16 protein-coding genes are annotated in these 16,394 nt (G+C 61.5%); 13 read left to right on the top strand and 3 right to left on the bottom strand.

From position 1 onward, the window contains the following. Positions 1 to 72 precede the first annotated feature (72 nt). From ACR0CU_RS05010 to ACR0CU_RS05030, 5 genes are all read left to right on the top strand, one after another. A complete protein-coding gene (locus ACR0CU_RS05010; protein WP_170432804.1) occupies positions 73 to 684 on the top strand; it encodes a holin-associated N-acetylmuramidase in 612 nt (203 codons plus the stop codon). Continuing rightward, entirely contained in the window at positions 675 to 1,253 is a 579-nt protein-coding gene (locus ACR0CU_RS05015) for a holin family protein (RefSeq protein WP_170445766.1), read from the top strand. Before ACR0CU_RS05010 ends, ACR0CU_RS05015 begins: the two co-directional genes overlap by 10 nt. Positions 1,254 to 1,328: 75 nt before the next feature. Further along, positions 1,329 to 3,293, top strand: coding sequence for a heme lyase CcmF/NrfE family subunit (locus ACR0CU_RS05020; RefSeq protein ID WP_170445769.1), 1,965 nt, complete (start codon positions 1,329 to 1,331; stop codon positions 3,291 to 3,293). Further along, positions 3,290 to 3,745, top strand: coding sequence for a cytochrome c-type biogenesis protein (locus ACR0CU_RS05025; protein WP_170371123.1), 456 nt, complete (start codon positions 3,290 to 3,292; stop codon positions 3,743 to 3,745). The genes ACR0CU_RS05020 and ACR0CU_RS05025 overlap by 4 nt, the downstream gene beginning before the upstream one ends. 71 nt (positions 3,746 to 3,816) lie before the next feature. Continuing rightward, positions 3,817 to 4,593, top strand: a complete 777-nt coding sequence (locus ACR0CU_RS05030) for an enoyl-CoA hydratase-related protein (protein WP_170445772.1) — start codon at positions 3,817 to 3,819, stop codon at positions 4,591 to 4,593. Positions 4,594 to 4,596: 3 nt separating this feature from the next. On the opposite strand, the gene bmt is transcribed toward ACR0CU_RS05030, so the two are convergent. Further along, entirely contained in the window at positions 4,597 to 5,610 is a 1,014-nt protein-coding gene (bmt, locus tag ACR0CU_RS05035) for a betaine--homocysteine S-methyltransferase (protein WP_480642574.1), read from the bottom strand. Between the two features lie 118 nt (positions 5,611 to 5,728). Next, the gene (locus tag ACR0CU_RS05040) at positions 5,729 to 6,046 is read right to left on the bottom strand and encodes a DUF1476 domain-containing protein (protein ID WP_170403268.1); all 318 of its coding nucleotides are present in this window, start codon (positions 6,044 to 6,046) and stop codon (positions 5,729 to 5,731) included. Between the two features lie 188 nt (positions 6,047 to 6,234). Between ACR0CU_RS05040 and purC the strand changes: the two genes are divergently transcribed. From purC to ACR0CU_RS05075, 7 genes are all read left to right on the top strand, one after another. After that, positions 6,235 to 6,990: a phosphoribosylaminoimidazolesuccinocarboxamide synthase gene (purC, locus tag ACR0CU_RS05045; RefSeq protein ID WP_170357710.1), complete on the top strand. Its 756-nt coding sequence runs from the start codon at positions 6,235 to 6,237 to the stop codon at positions 6,988 to 6,990. 148 nt (positions 6,991 to 7,138) lie between these two features. Then, positions 7,139 to 7,807 carry a MarC family protein gene (locus ACR0CU_RS05050; protein ID WP_170363526.1) on the top strand — a complete coding sequence of 223 codons (669 nt, stop codon included), beginning with the start codon at positions 7,139 to 7,141 and terminating at the stop codon, positions 7,805 to 7,807. A 129-nt stretch (positions 7,808 to 7,936) separates the two neighbouring features. Further along, positions 7,937 to 8,167, top strand: a complete 231-nt coding sequence (gene purS / locus ACR0CU_RS05055; RefSeq protein WP_170339320.1) for a phosphoribosylformylglycinamidine synthase subunit PurS — start codon at positions 7,937 to 7,939, stop codon at positions 8,165 to 8,167. Between the two features lie 34 nt (positions 8,168 to 8,201). Next, positions 8,202 to 8,870, top strand: coding sequence for a phosphoribosylformylglycinamidine synthase subunit PurQ (purQ, locus tag ACR0CU_RS05060; RefSeq protein ID WP_170363525.1), 669 nt, complete (start codon positions 8,202 to 8,204; stop codon positions 8,868 to 8,870). Between the two features lie 36 nt (positions 8,871 to 8,906). Beyond that, complete coding sequence (locus tag ACR0CU_RS05065; protein ID WP_093961983.1) at positions 8,907 to 10,679, top strand: sensor histidine kinase; 1,773 nt, start codon at positions 8,907 to 8,909, stop codon at positions 10,677 to 10,679. Between the two features lie 13 nt (positions 10,680 to 10,692). After that, positions 10,693 to 12,027: a sigma-54-dependent transcriptional regulator gene (locus ACR0CU_RS05070; protein ID WP_093961984.1), complete on the top strand. Its 1,335-nt coding sequence runs from the start codon at positions 10,693 to 10,695 to the stop codon at positions 12,025 to 12,027. Between the two features lie 503 nt (positions 12,028 to 12,530). Further along, on the top strand, positions 12,531 to 15,224 hold the full coding sequence (locus tag ACR0CU_RS05075) for an Rne/Rng family ribonuclease (RefSeq protein ID WP_170445781.1): 2,694 nt from the start codon (positions 12,531 to 12,533) through the stop codon (positions 15,222 to 15,224). 36 nt (positions 15,225 to 15,260) lie between these two features. Here the strand turns inward: ACR0CU_RS05075 and ACR0CU_RS05080 are convergent, their stop codons facing one another. Further along, a complete protein-coding gene (locus tag ACR0CU_RS05080; protein WP_170445785.1) occupies positions 15,261 to 15,500 on the bottom strand; it encodes a sulfurtransferase TusA family protein in 240 nt (79 codons plus the stop codon). A 105-nt stretch (positions 15,501 to 15,605) separates the two neighbouring features. Between ACR0CU_RS05080 and ACR0CU_RS05085 the strand changes: the two genes are divergently transcribed. Next, a complete protein-coding gene (locus ACR0CU_RS05085; RefSeq protein WP_170338729.1) occupies positions 15,606 to 16,358 on the top strand; it encodes a cytochrome c biogenesis CcdA family protein in 753 nt (250 codons plus the stop codon). Positions 16,359 to 16,394: the final 36 nt, after the last annotated feature.

Raw genomic sequence — 16,394 nt, forward strand, 5'->3', positions numbered from 1 at the left:
GCGCCCTTCTTCGTTTCATGGATTTAAGGATTTCACCGGACCGTGGGCCGCATAGGAACACAGAGGTGCAGCATGCAGTCGGTTCAACAGATTGCCAACGAGATCATAGCCCGCGAGGGCGGTTTCGTCGATGATCCGGACGACCCCGGAGGGGCCACGAAATACGGTGTCACAATCCACACGATGCGACGGTTGGGCCTTGACCTGACGCGTGACGGCACTGTCGATCGCCGCGACGTGATGGCGCTAGGCCGGGATCAGGCCGTCGCGATTTTCATCACGCATTACTTTCAAAAGCCCGGTCTGGCACGGGTGCCCCACGTGCTGCAGCCGACGCTGTTCGATATGTACGTGAATGCGGGCGGACAGGCGGTGCGCATCCTGCAGCGTCTTTTGGTGCAGATGGGATTTTCGCTCGCCGTGGATGGCGTTTTGGGGCCGCGAACGGCTGGGGCGTGCGATCAGGCCGCAAAACCCGATCCGGTGGTGTTGCGCGACGCGTATGGGGTGGCACGAAGGAACTACTATTTCCGGCTTGCTGACCGACGTCCAGCCTTGCGCAAATACGTGCGCAGCCGCAACGGTGTGAAAGGGGGGTGGATCCGCCGGGCCGAGGAGTTTCTATCTCCGCCCTATCACCTGAGCATGGCCGAGTTTCAGCAAAGGATAGCCGCATGGGACTGATCGCAGGTGTTTTTGATCTTCTGTTCGGGGGTGGGCGCAACGTGGTGCGCGAAACTGCCGAGGTTTTCCGCGAGAACTCGGAGGCCGGTGCGGAACGCGCTGTTGCGCTGCGCGGACAGGCGATGAACCAGTTCGGCGCGGAATTCGAAGCTCCCCGCAAAGGCGGGTTTGACCGTTTCATGGACGGTTTGAATCGGTTGCCAAGGCCTACATTGGCGCTGGGGACATTGGGTCTGTTCGTGGCCGCGATGGTCGATCCATTGTGGTTTGCGGCGCGGATGCAGGGAATTGCGCTGGTGCCCGAGCCGCTGTGGTGGCTACTGGGCGTCATCGTGTCGTTCTATTTCGGAGCGCGGCACCAAGCGAAGGTTCAGGACCTTCAGCGTGATATCTCAGTTACGATGATGCGGGCGCCACAGGTCATGGCCAACTTGCAAGCTCTTCACGAGATGCGAGCGGAAAGTCCGGGGGCTGCCGATCCGGGGCCGGATGCCGAACTGACGGCCCAGGTGATCATCCCCGATCACAACCCGGCGCTTGAGGACTGGCGGCGTCTGCAGCGCGCCTGACCCGCGACACTATGTGCGCCTGATTGCGGCGAAAGTGATTGGCGCTTGCCCGGGCGCGGGATTATACCCGAGCCCATGATTACCGAGCTTGGACATTTCGCCCTCATCCTGGCCTTCATGGTGGCCATAGTTCAGACAGTCGTGCCATTGATCGGCGCCGCAAAACGCTGGCCGTCATGGATGCTGTTCTCGGAGCCCGCGGCTATTGCTCAATGTCTTCTGACAGGATTTGCCTTCGCTGCGCTGGTGTGGGCCTTTGCGACCTCGGATTTCTCGCTGCGTATCGTGGTGGAAAACAGCCACTCCCTGAAGCCGATGCTGTATAAGATCAGCGGAACCTGGGGAAACCACGAAGGCTCGATGCTGTTGTGGGTGCTGATCGTGGCGCTTTTTGGCGCAACGGCCGCACTTTTCGGCCAGGGTTTGCCACCCACGCTCAAGGCCCGTGTCTTGGCGATGCAGGCCGCAATCGGGGTGGCGTTCTACGCCTTCATCCTGTTTACGTCGAACCCGTTTGACAGGCTTCCCGTGGCGCCGTTTGACGGCCGCGATCTAAACCCCTTGCTGCAGGATCCCGGTTTGGCTTTCCATCCGCCGTTTCTGTACCTTGGATATGTGGGCCTGAGCATGGCATTCAGCTTTGCTGTCGCTGCCCTGATCGAGGGGCGGGTGGACGCGGCGTGGGGTCGTTGGGTTCGACCGTGGACCCTGGCAGCGTGGATATTCCTGACCATCGGCATCGCGTTGGGATCCTGGTGGGCCTATTACGAACTGGGTTGGGGCGGGTTCTGGTTCTGGGATCCTGTGGAAAACGCGTCTTTCATGCCGTGGCTCCTGGCCGCCGCCCTGTTGCACTCGGCCATCGTGGTCGAAAAGCGCGAAGCCTTGAAAAGCTGGACCATTCTGCTGGCGATCGTTGCGTTTGGCTTTTCGCTGATCGGAACGTTCATCGTTCGCTCAGGCCTTCTGACGTCGGTTCACGCCTTCGCAAACGATCCTGAGCGTGGTGTGTTCATCCTGTTCATTCTGGTGGCGTTCATCGGCGGAGCGCTGATCCTGTTCGCCGCCAGGGCGCAGGCGATGGAGGCCAAGGGGCTGTTCGGAATGGTCAGCCGTGAAAGCGCATTGGTGCTAAACAATATCCTGCTGGCTGTCAGCAGTTTTGTCGTGTTCTTCGGGACCCTGTGGCCGATGGTGGCTGAGATGATGTTCGACCGAAAGCTTTCGGTCGGGGCACCGTTCTTCAACGCGGCCTTTACGCCGTTCATGGTGGTGCTGGGCATTGCATTGCCGCTGGGCTCGATGCTGCCGTGGAAGCGCGGCAGGCTGGGCCGCGTCGCATGGCAGCTGCGCTATGCGTTTGTTCTGGCCGTTTCGCTGGCCGTACTGGTTTGGGTGCTGCAGACGGGCCGCAGCGCGCTCGGGCCGGTTGGTTTGTTCCTTGGCGCATGGATCACCTTCGGCGCCGCGGTCGATCTGTGGAGCCGCACGGGCCGCACCGGCGGCTTCCGGCGTCTGATGCGTCTGCCGGGTGCGGATTGGGGCAAGGCAATCGCCCATACCGGTCTGGGGGTCACGATCTTTGCGATTGCCGGCCTGACCGCCTGGGAGGTCGAGGACATCCGTGTTGCGCGTATCGGGGAAACCTTCGACGTGGGCGGTTTCTCGTTCACTTTGGACGGCGTGCGCGAAGTTGAGGGACCGAACTATTTCTCCACCATGGCCGATGTGCAGGTTCAAAAAGATGGTCGAGAGATTGCTACGCTGAACCCGGAAAAACGGACCTATCCGGTGGCCGCCATGCCCACGACCGAGGCCGCGATTGACTACCGTTTTCTGCGTGATGTCTACGTGGTCATCGGGGACCAGCAGGACGATGGCGGCTGGGTCATGCGTACCTACATAAAACCTCTTGCGAATTGGATTTGGGGAGGCTGCATACTGATGGCTCTGGGCGGATTGTTCAGCTTGTCCGACCGCCGCTTCCGGGTGGCCGCAGGCGCGCGCAAGGCTCCGGCAGGCGGGGTGCCAGCAGAATGAAACGTCTGATCGTTTTGCTGTTGTTGCTGGCATCGCCGCTGATGGCGGTCCAGCCGGATGAGGTGCTGGATGATCCGGTGCTTGAAGCCCGAGCACGAGACATCAGTACGGGCCTGCGTTGTCTGGTCTGTAGAAACGAAAGCATCGACGAAAGCAACGCGGAACTGGCCCGTGACCTGCGCATTTTGCTGCGCGAACGGCTTGTCGCGGGCGACACCGATGAAGAAGCGGTTGCCTATATCGTCGACCGCTACGGAGAATACGTGCTGCTCAAACCCACGACCACGGGGGCGAACCTTCTGTTGTGGCTGGCAGGGCCGGCCATGCTGTTGATTGCGGCGGGTCTGGGTTGGAACTTCCTGCGCGGTCGTGCGCGGGTTGAGGAGACCTCCGCCGTAGACGGATTGAGTGACGACGAGAAAGAGCGCCTGCGCCGGATTCTTGAAGACTGACGTGCGGTTTGCCTTTCCCTTGCGCGGCATTTGCGTCAGGGTTCGGGAAATTCTGCGCATGTGAGGACTTCATGGAATACGAAACGGTGCTTTTGGACATCACGGACGGTTTGGCTGTGGTCACGCTGAACCGGCCGGACAAGATGAACGCGCTTACAACGAAAATGCGCGCCGAGATTACCCATGCGATGAAAAAAGCCGCTCATGACGCGCGTGCAATCGTTCTGACGGGCGCGGGTCCGGCCTTTTGCTCCGGCCAGGATCTGGGCGATGCGTCCAGCACTGGCAAGATCGATTTGGAACGCGCGCTGCGCGACGAATATGAACCGATGCTGGAAGCTGTTCATGATTGTCCGGTGCCGACGATCGCGGCCGTGAACGGTCCCGCGGCGGGGGCAGGGGCCAACCTTGCCCTTTGTGCCGATGTGGTCATTGCGACCGAAAGCGCCTATTTCCTGCAGGCCTTTGCCCGGATCGGTCTTTTGCCGGACGCCGGCGGGACGTGGTTCATGCCGCGCCAGATGGGGCTGGCCAAAGCCATGGGTGCGGCCCTGTTCGCCGACAAGATTTCTGCGCGTCAGGCCGACCAATGGGGCATGATCTACGAGGCGGTTGCCGACGATGAATTCGCCTCGCATTGGCGCAAGCGCGCCGAGTACCTGGCCAAAGGGCCGACTGCGGGCTTTGCCGCGATCAAAAAGGCGATGAGAGGCACCTACGAAAACACATTGCCGCAACAACTGGCGACCGAGGCGCACCTGCAGGGGGAATGTGGTCGCACCCGCGACTTCGCCGAAGGCGTGGTGGCATTTCTGGAAAAACGCGCCCCCCGGTTCGAGGGGCGCTGAACATCAGGCCCGGCGGCGGCGGCGCGCGCGCCGTTTGGGCATCACCTCGTCCCCGGTTCCGTCACTGGCCGACGAGAAAGGCCCAAGGACTGCAGTAATTTGCTCGAGCGACGGACGGGCGCCACGGGGTTCAGTGTCCAGTGCCTTGCGCATCTCTCGCAGGTGCGCTGGCATGGTTCCGCAGCAACCGCCGATGATGGTCGCACCTGAATCCCGCGCCATGGCCGCGTAGCGACCCATCAGTTCGGGCGTGCCGTCATAGTGGATGTGGCCGTCGACATATTTCGGAATGCCAGCATTGCCCTTGGAGATCAGGGGGCGTTCGGTCCCCTGTGCGACAAATCCCAAAACCGTGCGCAGGATGTCGGATGCGCCGGTGCCGCAGTTGGCGCCAAAGGCGATCGGCGGGTTGGGCAGGGTTTCGACCAACTGCGCCAGATCGGCCGAGGTGACGCCCATCATGGTGCGCCCGGCGGTGTCAAAGCTCATGGTGCCGCACCAGGGCATGTCTGCCAGGGCAAAGGCCTCGGCCGCGGCGCGGAATTCCTCCGGCGCGCTGATCGTCTCCAGCCACAGAACATCCACGCCGCCTTCTTTCAGCGCCTCGGCCTGTTCGTGGAACATCTCGACCGCCTCGGCATGGGTAAGGCTGCCCACGGGTTCCAGGATTTCCCCGGTCGGGCCGACCGACCCGGCAACCACCACCGGGCGCCCGGCGGCATCCGCCACCTCGCGTGCCAGTTCGGCGCCAATGCGGTTCAACTCGGCCACGCGGGTGTGGGCGTCGTGCAGCTTCAGACGTGCAGCCGTTCCCCCGAATGTATTGGTCAGGAACAGGTCACTGCCCGCATCCACCGACCCCCGATACAGGGCGCGGATCTTGTCCGGCTGGTCGGTGTTCCACAGCTCGGGCGCGTCACCCGATTGCAGCCCCATGTTGAACAGGTTCGTTCCGGTGGCGCCGTCAGCAAGAATGGCGTCCTTCGTTTCCAGCAGTCTGGTCAGCGCGTTGGTCATTGGAGATGTCCGGAGTTGTGGCCCCGAGGGCCAAAAATTTAGACGCCCCGTGTCGCATGACCGGGACGTCAAATCAAATTCATAATACTCATGAAGATCATGAGGTGGGCGGCATGCCTCAGTTGGCTTCGCTCATCACCTGAGCTTTGGCCACTGGCAGCAGTTCCGCCATCTTGGCGCGGATTTCCTCGGGGCTGGACAGATCGCCCAGATCGGCGGCGACTTTGCGCACCACGTCTTCGTGGCCGGCCTCTTCGAAATCGGCGATCACGACGGATTTTGCATACTCGGCGGCCTCGTCGCCGCTTTTGCCCATTTTTTCCGCAGCCCACAGGCCCAGCAGCTTGTTGCAACGGGCTTGCGCCTTGAACTGCATTTCTTCGTCATGGGCGAATTTTGCTTCAAAGGCGTTTTCGCGTTCGTCGAACGTGGTCATGGGTGTTGGGCCTCTTCAAGTAAAAGTGTGTTTCCTGATGATATGACCATACGCGCTGCCGGGCGCAAGGTATTTGCGCTGCGTCAAAGCCTCTCGGATGCATGAACTTGCGGGAAAGGGGGGCTTGCACTATGAGAGCGCCAACGCGATGGGACTCATTCCCTCGCCCCAGCCTGGAAAGGTCGCACATGGCGCGTCGCAAGAAGATTTACGAAGGCAAGGCCAAGATCCTGTACGAAGGCCCGGAACCGGGCACGATCGTTCAGTATTTCAAAGATGACGCCACCGCGTTCAACGCGGAAAAGAAAGACGTGATCGACGGCAAGGGTGTTCTGAACAACCGCCTGAGCGAATTCTTCATGACCGGTCTGAACCAGATCGGCGTGCCGACCCATTTCATCCGCCGCCTGAACATGCGCGAACAGCTGGTTCGCAGCTGCGAGATCATCCCGCTTGAGGTGATCGTCCGCAACTATGCCGCCGGGTCGCTGTCGAAACGGCTGGGCATCGCCGAGGGCACGCAGTTGCCGCGTCCGATCGTGGAATACTGCTACAAGGACGACTCGCTGGGTGATCCACTGGTGACCGAGGAGCACATCGCCGCCTTCGGCTGGGCCAGCCAGCAGGACATGGACGACATCCTCAGCCTGGCGCTGCGGGTGAACGACTTCATGAGCGGCGTGATGCTAGCCGTCGGTATCCGTCTGGTCGACTTCAAGATCGAGATCGGCCGTGTCTACGAGGGTGACTTCCAGCGCCTGATCGTCGCTGATGAGATCAGCCCGGACAGCTGCCGCCTGTGGGACATCGAGACAGGCCAGAAACTGGACAAGGACGTGTTCCGCCGCGATCTGGGCAGCTTGACCGATGCCTATTCCGAGGTCGCTCGTCGCCTGGGCGTTCTGCCGAAAAGCAACGTGAGCAAGCCCACCCTGATCAACTGATCGCGCCGACTGGCAGGGCCTAACAAGGATGCGCTGCTCCTGTTCGGGGGCGGCGCATTTTTCATTGCGGGTTTGACAGGTCAGGCCCCCGTCACGCATCTTCGGGTTGACCGACCAACCCGGTCCGCTAACCAAGGTGGCACACTGAATGAGCGCGTTGTTCGATCAAGCGGTTTTCCTGAAGTTTCTGGCTGCCGTGCTGGCCATATTCAACCCGCTCTACAACATCCCGATTTTCCTGAGCATGACGCGCGACTGCACACCTGCCGAACGGCGCAGGGTAGCGATGATCGTGATGGCCTCGGTGACGGTGATCGCACTGATCTCGGTCGCTATAGGTGAAGAGGTGTTGGCTGTCTTCGGGATCGACGTTCCTTCGTTTCGCGTGGCCGGCGGGCTGATTATCTTCGGGATCGGCATGTCGATGCTGAACGCGCAAGACCGGGCGCCGGGCGATCAGGCGGCCGTGGTCGATGGTCACGCGCGCAAGTTGAACTTTGCCGTTGTTCCACTGGCGATCCCGTTGACGATTGGCCCGGGCACGATTGCCGTGACGATCGTGTTCTCGCATCAACTGTCGGATGGGGCCGAACTTGTGACCCTTGGCTCGGCGATCCTGATCGCCTGTTTCATCGTCGGGCTCGGCCTGTTGTTTGCTGACAGCATCTCGCGTCTTGTGGGTGAGACGATGATCAATGTGCTGACCCGGATCATGGCGATCCTGCTGGTTGCCGTGGCCGTCGAGATGGTTCTGACCGGCATCTTCAACGCGGTTGATGCACATTATCCCAGCCTGACCGGCAGCGCAGGCAATTGATTTCCTCAAGATGAACCGCCTGCGGTCATTCGACCGCATCACAAAGGCTTGTTCTGCGCGGTCAGTCGCGCTATCCCCCGCGCAACGGAACAGGCCCCGGCGCGGCGGGCCACAGGTGGAGTTGCGACGATGAAGGCACGGGTGCACGTAATGCTCAAGAACGGGGTTCTGGACCCTCAAGGCGAGGCTGTGCGCCACGCATTGGGCGCACTGGGTTTTGACAAGGTGCAGGGCGTGCGGCAGGGCAAGGTGATTGACCTGGAACTGGCCGATGGCGCGACCAAGGCCGATGTGGCCGAAATGTGCGAGAAGCTGTTGGCCAACACGGTCATCGAGCGTTACGAGATCGAACTGGTCTGAGTTCTCTGACCGTCATCCCCAAGGAGGGTTTCCCATGCGCGCAGCGGTTGTCGTTTTTCCGGGGTCTAACTGTGACCGGGATCTTGCCGTCGCCTTTGAGCAGGCCGGATTTCAGGTCGACATGGTCTGGCACAAGGATGCCCAACTGCCGCAGGGCGTGGATATCGTGGGCGTGCCGGGCGGGTTTTCCTACGGCGATTACCTGCGCTGCGGTGCGATTGCTGCGCAGTCTCCGATTTGCAAGGCAGTGGTCGAGCACACCGAACGAGGCGGCTATGCCATCGGCATCTGCAACGGGTTCCAGATCCTGACCGAGACCGGCATCCTGCCGGGCGCGCTGCTGCGCAATGCCGGCCTGAAATACATCTGTCGAACCGTCGGGCTGAAAGTTGCGACCAGCGACAGCGCCTTTACTCAGGGCTACAACGCCGGAGACGTGATTCAGATTCCGATCGCGCATCACGATGGCAACTACTTCGCTGATGACGAAACCATCGCCCGCCTGCAGGACGAGGATCGGATCGCCTTCAGCTACACCGACAACCCCAACGGCTCGCGCGGGGATATTGCCGGGATCCTGTCGCACAACCGGCGCGTGCTGGGCATGATGCCCCACCCCGAGCGGGCGGCGGACGAGGCCCATGGCGGCACCGACGGAGTGGCGCTCTTCCGCGCATTGTCGGGTGTGCTGACACCTGCGTGACTTGAGGTCGTGGGCGCGGAAGCGTAGCTTCGGTGCATGAGTTCCGACGCGCAATCAGGCTGGACAAATCTATTTGGCCGCGGTGCCCCTTTGGGGTGGCGCCTGCGGCTGGCTGTGTTCGTGTTGCTGGTTGCTGCTGCGGCGACGGTCTGGGTCACCAACAGCCTGCTGACCAATCGGTTCACGGAATCGACCCGAAACAGGGCTGAACTGCGTCTGGCGCTCTATTCCGGCAACCTGCTGAGCGAATTGCGTCGAAACGCCATCGTTCCACAATTGCTGGCCCGGGACCCGACTTTGATTTCGGCCTTGCAGTCAGCCGATTTTTCCCTGTCGACGCAGCGACTTCTGTCCTTTGTTGAGGAAATCGGGGCTGCGTCGCTGATGCTGCTGGATCGGGATGGTCGGGTCGTTGCCGCAACAGACCGCAATCGACTGGGCGAGTCCCATCGAAGTGACCCGTATTTCGTGAATGCCGTCAGGTCGAACGCGACGATCTTTTCCGAGATTGCCCGCGAGACCGGCAGTTATGGCTTTCTCTATTCCCGCAGGATTGAGGCCGGGTCGGAAATTCTGGGCGTGATTGTGGTCGAGGTTGATCTGCGCAAGTTCGAGAACGCATGGGCCGGGATCTCGGACGCGGTCATGGTGACCGACAGCACCGGAACGATCATTCTGTCGACCGAACCCCAGTGGCGCGGCCTGAACGAGACTGAGGCTTTGTTGCGGCAGCATCCGCAGGGTGCCATCCAGCGCGCAATTCGGGCGACTACCGATTGGACGGCCTTGCCGCCGGACGCCTATGTTGCGGGCGAGGCCGTGATGCGCATGGAGACCCGCATCCCGTTCCGCGGTTGGAAGATGACTTCGTTCACGACCTATTCCTCGATCCGCGAAAAGGTGAACAGCGTGCTGGCGCTCGAGATCATGGGGTTTGCGATTCTTCTTGCGCTGACCTTCTATGCACTGAGCCGCAGGGCCACGTTCCGCATGGCGCTGTTCCAACGCGAGTCGGCGGAGCTTCGCGCATTGAACGCAAGGCTGCAGCGCGAAATCGCCGAACGCGAACGGGTTGAAAAGACGCTGGAAGTGGCGGAACAGACGCTGGCCCAAAGCTCGAAGCTGGCAGCCTTGGGCGAGATGTCGGCGGCCGTCAGTCACGAGTTGAACCAGCCGTTGGCGGCGATGAAGACCTATCTGGCGGGCGCGCGGCTACTGCTGCGCCGAAACCGCCCCGAAGAGGCGCTGGCCAGCTTTGGTCGGATCGACGGTCTGATCGAGCGGATGGGCGCGATCACGCGGCAGCTCAAGTCTTATGCCCGAAAGGGCGCGGACGCGTTTTCGCCCGTAAATCTTGGGGAGGCGTTGGCCTCATCCCTGTCGATGATGGAACCGCAGCTGCGCCAGAGGCAGGTCAAGATCACCCAGATCCTGCCCGAAGAGCCGGTGATCGTGATGGGAGATCGGATGAGGATCGAACAGGTTATGGTCAACCTGTTGCGAAACGCGCTCGACGCCACCAAATCTGTTGCAGAGCCGGAGGTCGAGATCATTCTGGCCGCAGGCGAAACCGCCGTGCTGGCGGTGCGCGACAATGGCCACGGGATCGAGGATATCGAGAACCTGTTTGAGCCGTTCTACACCACCAAGCGACCCGGAGATGGGGTCGGCTTGGGTCTTGCCATCTCGTCCGGGATCGTGAACGACCATGGCGGACGGCTGACTGCGCGCAACGGCCAGAACGGCGGCGCGGTATTCGAGATGCAACTGCCCATTTTGGGACATGACGGCCTTGAGGCCGCAGAATAACGAGGACGTACCTATGGCACAGGCCATGAAAATTGCCATCGTGGATGATGAACAGGACATGCGCCAGTCGATCAGCCAATGGTTGGCGCTGTCCGGCTATGACACCGAAACCTTTGCAAGCGCCGAGGATGCGCTCAAGGTTCTGGGGCCGGATTACCCGGGGATCGTGATCTCGGACATCAAGATGCCCGGCATGGATGGTATTCAGCTTTTGAAAAAGCTGATGGGTGCCGACAGCACCTTGCCGGTGATCATGATTACCGGTCACGGCGACGTGCCAATGGCGGTCGAAGCGATGCGGGTGGGGGCGTTCGACTTTCTGGAAAAGCCGTTCAACCCCGATCGGATGTCGGAACTGGCCAAACGCGCCAGCAACGCTCGGCGTCTGACGCTGGACAACCGCGCCCTGCGGCGCGAGCTGTCGGGCGGCACGCAGATCATGAACAAGCTGATCGGCGCCAGCCCGGTGATGGAGCGCCTGCGTGAAGATATTCTCGACTTGGGCCAGGCCGACGGGCATGTGCTGATCGACGGCGAAACCGGCACCGGCAAGACCTTGGTGGCGCACGCGCTGCATGCAGTCGGCAGCCGGGCGGGCAAGAAATTCGTTCTGGTCTCTTGTGCCGCGCTGGAAGAGGAGGCGCTGGCCAAACGGCTGTTCGGCCCCATGATGCCCGAGGACACGCAACTGCCCGCCATCGAGGAAGCCCGCGGCGGCACTCTGGTGCTGGAGGATATCGAGGCGCTGAGCGACACGCTGCAGGCGCGGTTGCTGAGCGTGATGAACGAGCAGGGAACGCCGGCCGAGACCCGGATCGTTGCGATCTCAAACCTGCAGGAAGCCGGCAAGACCAGCGAGGACGTGCTGCGGCCGGATCTGTTCTATCGTCTGGCGGCGCTGCGGATCACCATGCCGCCGCTGCGGCAGCGGGGCGAGGATATTTTGACTCTGTTCACCCGGCTGAGCGAGCAGTTTGCCGAGGAATATGGTTGTGAGGCGCCGCAAGTCAGCGCCCAGGAGGCCGCGCAGCTGCTGCAGGCCCCGTGGCCGGGCAACGTGCGCCAGTTGATCAACATCGCCGAACGCGCGGTTCTGCAGTCGCGGCGCGGCTCGGGCACCATCGCGTCGCTGTTGATGTCCGATCACGAAGAGATGCAGCCGGTGATGACCACCGAGGGCAAGCCGCTGAAGGAATACGTTGAAGCGTTCGAACGGATGCTGATCGACAACACCATGCGGCGCCACAAGGGGTCCATCGCCTCGGTGATGGAGGAACTTTGCCTGCCGCGCCGGACTTTGAATGAAAAAATGGCCAAGTACGGGTTGCAACGGGCGGACTATCTGTAGGCGAGAGGCCAGTCCCTTTTTGGCCGTTCGGCCAAAGTACACCCGGGAAATTTGAAGCCGGAGGAAGCCCGACCTGTCCGTAGATCGGGCTCCTTTGCAGTTTGCCCATTGTGTTTTCCACAGGACTGCTTTTATTGTACCGGGACGGGTCGGGCGCATTTTTGTGCCTGAATGCCCCGAATCATTGAGTTTCGCTGCTTTGCTGCAGGTGGTGACCTTTCCCGCCCGGCCAAGCAGACCGATTGTGCCTCGTTCCGGGGCAGTAGAGAACCTGAGCCCGAATTTCGGGCGAAAGGAATAATGGGCAGGCAGCGGCGTGTTCGCGCCTGTCGGAGAAGAACCGCGATGACGCGCGCGCTACGATTGAGTATACGGGCAGGGGGCCACAGCGCCGATCCCTGCCGCGCGCCGTCCGTAATCGCCCAGACAAGACACCACCCCAGATGCGCCTGTCCGCCTGGACAGGTCAGCACAACGCGTTTGGCGCGGTGCACCAAGGACACATGGCAAAGAAAATGCTTATCGATGCCACCCACGCGGAGGAGACCCGCGTCGTGGTGGTGGACGGAAACAAGGTCGAGGAGTTCGATTTTGAATCCGAAAACAAACGCCAGCTTGCTGGCAACATCTACCTGGCAAAAGTAACGCGCGTCGAACCTTCGCTGCAGGCGGCCTTTGTTGACTACGGCGGGAACCGGCATGGCTTCCTTGCGTTCTCGGAAATCCATCCGGACTACTACCAGATTCCGGTCGCGGACCGCGAAGCCCTGATGGAGGAAGAGCGCGCCTACGCTGAGGCAATGAAGGCGCGGGACGAGGCCGAAGAATCCAAGCCCAAGAAGCGCCGCTCGCGGTCGCGTTCGAAGGCGGCAGAGGTCAAGACGGACGATCCGGTCGAAACGCTGGACGTATCCGCCGAGCCGACAGGCATGGAAACCATCGACCTGGTCGAGGAAGACGCCGCTGATCAGGATGTGCCCGAAGGCACGTCTCCGATGGAGACGGTCGCTGAAACTCCGGTCGAAGAGCCGAGTGGAGACGCGAGTGACGAACCAGCGGACGAAAAGGCCGAAGCCGAAGCAGACGCGGAACCCGTCGAAGCAGACGAGCCCGAAGCGGATCTAGCCGACGAAACCGACGTCGAAGCTGATGAGGCCAAGCCGGATGCGGCGGCCAAGGATGACACGATCGAGTCGGTTGCGGATGACGACGACAGCGAGGACATCCGTCCTCCGCGCAAACCACGCCCGCGCCGCTACAAGATTCAGGAAGTCATCAAGGTGCGCCAGGTTCTGTTGGTGCAGGTCGTCAAGGAAGAACGTGGCAACAAGGGTGCCGCGCTGACCACTTACCTGTCGCTGGCCGGCCGGTATTGTGTGTTGATGCCGAACACCGCGCGCGGGGGCGGCATCAGCCGCAAGATCACCAACGCCGCGGACCGCAAGAAGCTCAAGGAAATCGCATCCGAGATCGACGTGCCTATGGGCGCCGGTCTGATCATCCGTACAGCCGGCGCCAAGCGTACCAAGTCCGAGATCAAGCGCGACTACGAATACCTGCAGCGCCTGTGGGAGCAGATCCGCGAACTGACGCTCAAATCGATCGCTCCTGCGAAGATCTACGAGGAGGGCGATCTGATCAAACGGTCGATCCGTGATCTTTACAATCGGGACATCGACGAGGTTCTGGTCGAAGGCGAAGGTGGCTACCGCATCGCCAAAGACTTTATGAAGATGATCATGCCGTCGCACGCCAAGAACGTGAAGCGGTACGAGGATCAGTTGCCGCTGTTCGCGCGCTATCAGGTGGAAAGCTATCTGGCGGGGATGTTCAACCCGACGGTCCAGCTGAAATCGGGCGGGTATATCGTGATCGGCGTGACCGAGGCGTTGGTTGCCATCGACGTAAACTCGGGCCGGGCCACCAAGGAAGGCTCGATCGAGGAAACTGCGCTGAAGACCAACCTTGAAGCCGCCGAGGAAGTTGCACGCCAGCTGCGCCTGCGCGACCTGGCCGGTCTGATCGTCATCGACTTCATCGACATGGACGAGCGCAAGAACAACCTGGCGGTCGAAAAGCGCCTGAAGGACAAGCTGAAGACCGATCGGGCCCGTATTCAGGTCGGACGGATCTCGGGCTTTGGCCTGCTGGAGATGAGCCGCCAGCGCCTGCGCCCAGGAATGCTTGAGGCAACCACGCAGCCTTGCCCGTCCTGCCATGGCACCGGTCTGATCCGCTCGGACGACAACATGGCGCTGTCGATCCTGCGTCAGATCGAAGAGGAAGGGACACGCCGCCGCTCGCGCGAGGTGCTGGTGCGGTGTCCGGTCAGCATTGCGAACTTCCTGATGAACCAGAAGCGCGAGCATATCGCGCAGATCGAGGCCCGCTATGGCCTGTCGGTTCGGATCGAAGGCGACATTCATCTGGTCAGCCCTGACTTCTCGATGGAAAAGTTCAAGACGGCCAGCCGGATCGTTCCCGAAGCGTCTGCGCCGGTGGTGTCCGCGACGGCATCGCTGATGGATCTGGTGGATTCCGAGGACGAGGTTGAAGACAGCGCCGTCGAGCCGGAACTGGCGGAAGAGGAAGCTAAGCCGAAGCGCAAGCGCCGCCGGCGTCGCCGCAAGAAGAACGGCGGTAACGGCGAGCAGGCCGAGGCAACCAGTTCTGACGAAGATGCGGAAGACAAGGCGACCACCGAGGCGCAACCCGAGGAGTCCGGGACGGAAAAGACCGCAGAATCTGAATCCGATCCGGCTGAGACCGCAGAAGCTGGCGCCGAAAACGTGACCGAGGGTGAAGCGGAACAGGCCGAAGAAAAATCGGCCAAGCCCAAAAAACGTCGGGCACCGCGCCGCAAGAAGACGGCCGAGGTTGAAGAGGCGTCCGCGCCGGAACCCGAGGTAGCCGAGGAAACGGTTCAGGCGGCTGCAGAAACGCCTGCCGATGAGGCGTCTCCTGCTGAGGACAATGCCCCCGACGCGCAAGCTGAGGAGCCGGTTGAAGCGAGTGAGCCCGAGGTAGCGGCAGAAGTCGAAACGCCTGATGCCGAGCCCGTGGTGGAAGCGCCGGAAACGGCAACAGAAGAAAAAGCCGAGGACACCGCAGAGCCGGTGCTTGAGACGGTAGCGGAAGAACCCGAGCCGTCTCCGGCCAAGCCCAAACGGCGCGGTTGGTGGTCTCTGGGCCAATAAGACAACAAAGGCGGACAGTATTGTCCGCCTTTTTTTTCAGGTCCCGCCGTTTTTCCGAATGAGATAGACGTGGTGATCCGCAGCGTCTTCCATCCCGATCAGCTCGTGCCCGGACTCCGAGCAGAAATGAGGCACATCGACGATTGCGGCCGGATCGTCGGCAAGGACCCGGAGAAGGGAGCCCGCAGGCATGGCCTTGAGCCGTTTACGGGCTTTCAGGACGGGCAGGGGGCACAGCAGGCCCAATGCATCCAGTGTTTCGGCTTCTTGTGTCATGGCTCTCAGATATTTGCATGGCGCACAGCTGTCCAGCCGGCAACCACGAGGATGTGACCGAATGGCCCCGTGACGCGCCCCACCGGATATCCTATGTGCAGTGGCATGTTCGGAATCGATATCATCGACGCGGGGCTGCTGCCCGCCATGTTCATCGCGCTGGTCGGCGGGTTGATCAGTTTTCTGTCGCCCTGCGTGTTGCCGATCGTGCCGCCTTATCTGGCCTACATGAGCGGCGTGACCATTCACGAGATGCAGGATCAGGCGCAGGCTAGACGCAAGGCGACTCTGTCAGCGCTGTTCTTCGTTCTTGGACTGTCGACGGTGTTCCTGCTGCTGGGCTTCACGGCCTCGGCCTTCGGCGCATTCGTGCTGCAGAACCAGGAACTGTTCGCCAAGGCCTCGGGTCTGGTGGTGATCGTGTTCGGCCTGCATTTCCTGAACGTGTTCCGAATTCCGATCCTGGACCGCGAAGCGCGGCTCGAAACCGGGGACTCCGGCGGCTCGGTCTTCGGGGCTTACATCCTGGGGTTGGCTTTCGCATTCGGCTGGACCCCTTGCATCGGCCCCCAGCTTGGCGCGATTCTGTCGCTGGCCGCGTCCGAGGCCTCGGTGGCGCGGGGCACGCTGTTGCTGGGCGTCTACGCGGCGGGTCTGGGCATACCGTTCCTGCTGGCTGCGATGTTCCTGAACCGTTCAATGGCGGTGATGAACAAGCTGAAACCGCATATGGGAACGATCGAAAAAGTCATGGGTGGCTTGTTGCTGGTCGTCGGCATCATGCTGGTGACGGGTCTGTTCACCGAGTTCAGCTGGTGGCTGCTTGAGACGTTCCCGGCATTGGCCACTCTGGGCTGACGCGGCGCCCGGTCGCGATGATCGGGCCTTACCTTG

The sequence above is a fragment of the Ruegeria sp. BC2 genome (assembly GCF_056539245.1).

What these genes read in the sequence shown, in the direction of transcription:
- ACR0CU_RS05010 (WP_170432804.1), top strand. Translation starts at nt 73, where the DNA reads ATGCAGTCGGTTCAACAGATTGCCAACGAGATCATAGCCCGCGAGGGC.
- ACR0CU_RS05015 (WP_170445766.1), top strand. Translation starts at nt 675, where the DNA reads ATGGGACTGATCGCAGGTGTTTTTGATCTTCTGTTCGGGGGTGGGCGC.
- ACR0CU_RS05020 (WP_170445769.1), top strand. Translation starts at nt 1,329, where the DNA reads ATGATTACCGAGCTTGGACATTTCGCCCTCATCCTGGCCTTCATGGTG.
- ACR0CU_RS05025 (WP_170371123.1), top strand. Translation starts at nt 3,290, where the DNA reads ATGAAACGTCTGATCGTTTTGCTGTTGTTGCTGGCATCGCCGCTGATG.
- ACR0CU_RS05030 (WP_170445772.1), top strand. Translation starts at nt 3,817, where the DNA reads ATGGAATACGAAACGGTGCTTTTGGACATCACGGACGGTTTGGCTGTG.
- bmt (WP_480642574.1), bottom strand. Translation starts at nt 5,610, where the DNA reads ATGACCAACGCGCTGACCAGACTGCTGGAAACGAAGGACGCCATTCTT.
- ACR0CU_RS05040 (WP_170403268.1), bottom strand. Translation starts at nt 6,046, where the DNA reads ATGACCACGTTCGACGAACGCGAAAACGCCTTTGAAGCAAAATTCGCC.
- purC (WP_170357710.1), top strand. Translation starts at nt 6,235, where the DNA reads ATGGCGCGTCGCAAGAAGATTTACGAAGGCAAGGCCAAGATCCTGTAC.
- ACR0CU_RS05050 (WP_170363526.1), top strand. Translation starts at nt 7,139, where the DNA reads ATGAGCGCGTTGTTCGATCAAGCGGTTTTCCTGAAGTTTCTGGCTGCC.
- purS (WP_170339320.1), top strand. Translation starts at nt 7,937, where the DNA reads ATGAAGGCACGGGTGCACGTAATGCTCAAGAACGGGGTTCTGGACCCT.
- purQ (WP_170363525.1), top strand. Translation starts at nt 8,202, where the DNA reads ATGCGCGCAGCGGTTGTCGTTTTTCCGGGGTCTAACTGTGACCGGGAT.
- ACR0CU_RS05065 (WP_093961983.1), top strand. Translation starts at nt 8,907, where the DNA reads ATGAGTTCCGACGCGCAATCAGGCTGGACAAATCTATTTGGCCGCGGT.
- ACR0CU_RS05070 (WP_093961984.1), top strand. Translation starts at nt 10,693, where the DNA reads ATGGCACAGGCCATGAAAATTGCCATCGTGGATGATGAACAGGACATG.
- ACR0CU_RS05075 (WP_170445781.1), top strand. Translation starts at nt 12,531, where the DNA reads ATGGCAAAGAAAATGCTTATCGATGCCACCCACGCGGAGGAGACCCGC.
- ACR0CU_RS05080 (WP_170445785.1), bottom strand. Translation starts at nt 15,500, where the DNA reads ATGACACAAGAAGCCGAAACACTGGATGCATTGGGCCTGCTGTGCCCC.
- ACR0CU_RS05085 (WP_170338729.1), top strand. Translation starts at nt 15,606, where the DNA reads ATGTTCGGAATCGATATCATCGACGCGGGGCTGCTGCCCGCCATGTTC.